Below are 4,093 nucleotides of genomic sequence, written 5' to 3' on the forward strand. Positions count from 1 at the left end.
GTATTTATGCCGGAGAAGACGGCTATCAAATCAAAGTCAGAGACAACACAGACCTCAAGGGCGGCATCATCACCTCCGGCAAGAGTGCCGAAGACAAAGGAAAAACCCTTTTTCAGACGGCCACCCTTGCTGCCGGCGACATTCAAAACCACAGCCGCTACGAAGGCAAAAGCTTCGGCATCGGCGGCCGTTTGGATCTGAACGGCGGCTGGGACGGCACGGTTACCGACAAACAAGGCAGGCCTGCCGACAGGATCAGCTCGGCAGCCGGCTACGGCAGCGACGGAGACAGCAAAAACAGCACCACCCGCAGCGGCATCAACACCCGCAACATACCCATCACCGACGAAGCGGGACAACTTGCCCGAACAGGCAGGACTGCGAAAGAAACCGAAGCGCGTATCCACACCGGCATCGACACCGAAACTGCAGATCAACACTCGGGCCGTCTGAAAAACAGCTTCGACAAAGACGCGGTGGCCAAAAAAATCAACCTGCAAAGGGAAGTAACGCAGGAGTTCGGCGGGACACTGCAAGGCCTCAATACCGAAATCGAACGCAGCCTGGACGGGCTGAAGGAAAAATGGGAAAAAGGCGAAATCAGCCGGAATGAATACGAAGACGGCCTCAAAGTAAGGCAGCGGGGCAAAGTCCTGCTCAACATGATAGGCGCGGGCTTGTCCGCCCCGACCGATAGCGTGGTGGGCATAACGGCCGCCACCGCGAGTCCCGCCCTGTCCTACCAAATCGGACAATACTTCAAAGGGCTGGCGCAGGAAAATCCGGACGGCAGGCTGACGGCGGGTCAGGAAACTGCCCACATCCTCGCCCACGGCGTACTCGGGGCGGCGGTATCCGCAGCGGGCGGCAGCGACGCTTTAACCGGCGCGCTGGCATCGGGAGGCGCGGAAGCGGCCGCATCCGTCATCGGCAGATGGCTGTACGGAAAAGGCGACGGCGGCAGCCTGAGCGCGGAGGAAAAAGAGACCATTTCGGCCATCACGAGGATACTGGGTACGGCCGCCGGGGCGGCTGCGGGAAATTCGTCTGCGGATACCGTGCAGGGCGGGATGGCGGCCGATGGGGCGGTAACAAATAATTTTGTTCACAGATTGCGGACGTTAGCAGCGCGGGCATCAATGTTATATTTGATACAGATCTCCCTGTTTCCAGAAGCATTATGGGACAAAAAGCCAAGCATGGTGCAGGTTCGGGTGAGTTGATCATTGATGCGGGAATCAATGCAGTCAGTGTATATCCGCCGGTTGCAGTAGGACTTGCCTCATGGGGAGTGGGCGACAGCATCGCGAATAACAATCCTGAACAGCTAGGGTCGAGCTTGGCTGGATTGGGCAGTTCATTTGTTCTTGCTAAGACGGTGGGAAACACAGCATATCGGATTGATTGGGGCGGACTGCCGACAACATCTTCCTTGAAGCTGCAGCAAATGGGGAGTATCAACCCTCCTCGGCTAACCAAAATTCGTGCAAACGAATTGGATGTCAAGAGTTATGGCGAAGCGAAAAAAGGAGATGTTAAAGGAGATAATTTAGAACATGACCATATTCCTTCTTTTGCAGCTTTAGTAGCAGCAAATGAAACAATACTGGGTCGTTCTTTAACTGCATCAGAATTGAGGCAATTAAAAAATGAATCTACAGCTATAACACTGCCACATGAATTTCATAAGCAGAGTAGGACATATAAGGGCAGAAACACTCAGGAACAAATTCAAGAAGATGCTCAAAATCTTTGTGCAGCTCAATGTAAAGACTTGGCTGTACTTGAAAAGAATCTTGAAAAATCTGGAAAATATACAAAATCTGAAATTGAACAAGCAATTAAAGACATTAAAGAAAAAAATGAGATAAGAGGTATTAAGTTATGGTAATTATGAAACCAGAATTGGAAAATATTTGGTATATAGAACAAAATAACAAAACTATTTGGGAAATATTAGGGTTACCCTCATCTAATTGTTACGTAAATACTGAATGGGAGAGAGACCTAGGTTATATTTATCACGAGTTCTTTGATTTTGGAATTAGTATTTTATTTATTAATAATAAATTAGATACAATATTTTTTTTCATGAAAGAAAAAGATGGTTTCAAAAAAACTGATTTATCACCTTTTAATTTCATATCTATTCATGATGGTATAAAGAAAATTGAAGAAAGTAAATTATATGATAAGAAGGAAATCCTGAATAATGGAAGAAATATTAATTATTTTGTTAATAATATTAAAATTAATTTAACTATTAATACACATAATGAGATTGAACTATTGGCTATTCAACAAACCATTGTCTGTATAAAGTCTAAATACAGTAAACCCTAACCTACATAAAACACCCATAACGCAAATAGCTGCTACACGAATCCTTCACGTAGAGTTTATGTGCAAGCTGTAGCCCATATGAAACCTAAACTCAACAAGTAGGATGTGTGCGGAACGCACGCATGCGGTTCTCAAGGTTTGAGCCAAGAGGCCGTCTGAAACAACAAATACGGTTTCAGACGACCTTTCTTTCAACAAGCCACCACAGTAATCAGACAAAAGCAACCCGCCGCCACACCCATATCGGCAGCACGGCCAGCAAAACCATTATCCGCAGCAGTGTAAAGACAACTCTAAGACGGCAAATTTTGAACGTCATAGCCTTTCGGGTATGACATTAAGGGCCGACATGATCAAACAGCGCGAAATCCATCTGGCCATACCCGCACAAACTAATAAGGAGCAAAGATTGCAGTTGCAACGTGTGGTAGAGTATGGCAAAAATCGAAACATTACAGTCAAAATTACGGAGATCAAATAAATGACTTTTAATCAAGAACAAGATTATTGGGCTGGCTATAAGGCAAATGAAAGAGCCTTGATTATTCAAACATGGTCAGGATTTGGGCGATATGCTCCAGACCACCTATATCCCCCTCATATCCTGCCGTTGGATACCGACAATGGAACTTTAGGCACGACGGTTTTGCAAGCGTTGGCAAACAGCAGGACTTTCGTTTATGACAGTTCGGAAGACCAAGATTTTTTTGATACCGAAAAATTTCGGCAACGCTATGAGGATTGGGTTGCCAACCTATGCGGGAACTTGGGCTATAAAACCAGACGCGCTTTATTTAAAAACATGATGAGCGTGGATATTTGGGCTGCACAACGGTTGCCTGAAAATCAGCCCGAGCCGCCATGTCAAGCTGGAAGCGTGGGATGCCATTGATGCAGACGATGTTATTTTATCATTGGATAACAGCCCTGAAGAAATCGGAGCAGGTTTAAGGTTGGTATTGAGCCGCTGCCGATAACATTTGACAAAAGGTCGTCTGAAAGCTGGAAAAATGTTTCAGACGACCTTTTTATTAGACTCAAGCTCGCGTGCGTGCGTACCGCGCACACCTTCGCTGCAGATTTAATGTGGGCTACGACTTGCTGAAGATAAAGTTATTAAGGAATTTGTCAAATATGGAAAAAATTGAGAAATTTAAATCTGAATTATTAAATGCCATCTTTCAATATACTCAATGCATATCTATTTTTGTCTATAAGAAAAAGATATATTATTTAATTGATTATAAGGAAAATTTTGAATTAAATGCAAAAATATCTTTTGACATTTACCTAAGAGAAGGAATTATAACTAAAGAACAATATAATTATGATTATAAAAATTACCGTAATGGCATCTGGCAGTTAACTAAGGACAATTTCGAAAGCTATCTTCAATCAGATTCAGTCATTGTATTAAAAAAAGATGAATTGAAGGAACTGATGTTTCAGGGGTTTACTTCTGCTGAAGCAGTAAGGTTATATTCCGTTGTCGAGAACAAGCTGTCGTACAATGATCCTATCTCAGACTCTGGCCAGCAAAGTGATTTCTTAAAAATCAATCAGATTTCTTCGAGGCTGCCTTTGTTCTATATCAATTTTGATACGGAAGTGTATCTGCATATGGATTGGGACAGATGTCATGAAGATTATGTCTATGATGGCTGGTTTTCAAAGGCAATGGATTTTGGGTATTTAATACCGGATGAATTCTGTTACTGGAAAATTGAAGGACGGGATTATTGGAAATTTA

The 4,093-nt window shown here is 43.9% G+C and carries 5 protein-coding genes and 1 pseudogene; all 6 read left to right on the plus strand.

All coding sequences use genetic code 11. The features are described from left to right. A partial coding sequence (locus HMPREF3139_RS11015; RefSeq protein WP_168160495.1) for a VENN motif pre-toxin domain-containing protein occupies positions 1-1,223 on the plus strand: 1,223 nt, incomplete at its 5' end. Continuing rightward, positions 1,181-1,891, plus strand: coding sequence for a hypothetical protein (locus HMPREF3139_RS04815; protein ID WP_070460939.1), 711 nt, complete (start codon positions 1,181-1,183; stop codon positions 1,889-1,891). The genes HMPREF3139_RS11015 and HMPREF3139_RS04815, both read left to right, overlap by 43 nt. Next, complete coding sequence (locus HMPREF3139_RS04820; protein ID WP_070460940.1) at positions 1,885-2,343, plus strand: hypothetical protein; 459 nt, start codon at positions 1,885-1,887, stop codon at positions 2,341-2,343. The genes HMPREF3139_RS04815 and HMPREF3139_RS04820 overlap by 7 nt, the downstream gene beginning before the upstream one ends. A 349-nt stretch (positions 2,344-2,692) precedes the next feature. Continuing rightward, positions 2,693-2,824, plus strand: coding sequence for an endonuclease toxin domain-containing protein (locus tag HMPREF3139_RS11365; protein WP_349267089.1), 132 nt, complete (start codon positions 2,693-2,695; stop codon positions 2,822-2,824). Beyond that, a pseudogene (locus tag HMPREF3139_RS04825) lies at positions 2,825-3,320 on the plus strand (contact-dependent growth inhibition system immunity protein). Between the two features lie 157 nt (positions 3,321-3,477). Then, the coding region (locus HMPREF3139_RS04830) for a hypothetical protein (RefSeq protein WP_070460955.1) at positions 3,478-4,093 on the plus strand (616 nt) is incomplete at its 3' end.

The organism is Neisseria sp. HMSC15G01 (assembly GCF_001808255.1).
GTDB classification, from domain to species: domain Bacteria; phylum Pseudomonadota; class Gammaproteobacteria; order Burkholderiales; family Neisseriaceae; genus Neisseria; species Neisseria subflava_A.

Coding starts and splice junctions, on each gene's coding strand:
- HMPREF3139_RS04815 (WP_070460939.1), top strand. CDS start 1,181: ATGGGACAAAAAGCCAAGCATGGTGCAGGTTCGGGTGAGTTGATCATT.
- HMPREF3139_RS04820 (WP_070460940.1), top strand. CDS start 1,885: ATGGTAATTATGAAACCAGAATTGGAAAATATTTGGTATATAGAACAA.
- HMPREF3139_RS11365 (WP_349267089.1), top strand. CDS start 2,693: ATGATCAAACAGCGCGAAATCCATCTGGCCATACCCGCACAAACTAAT.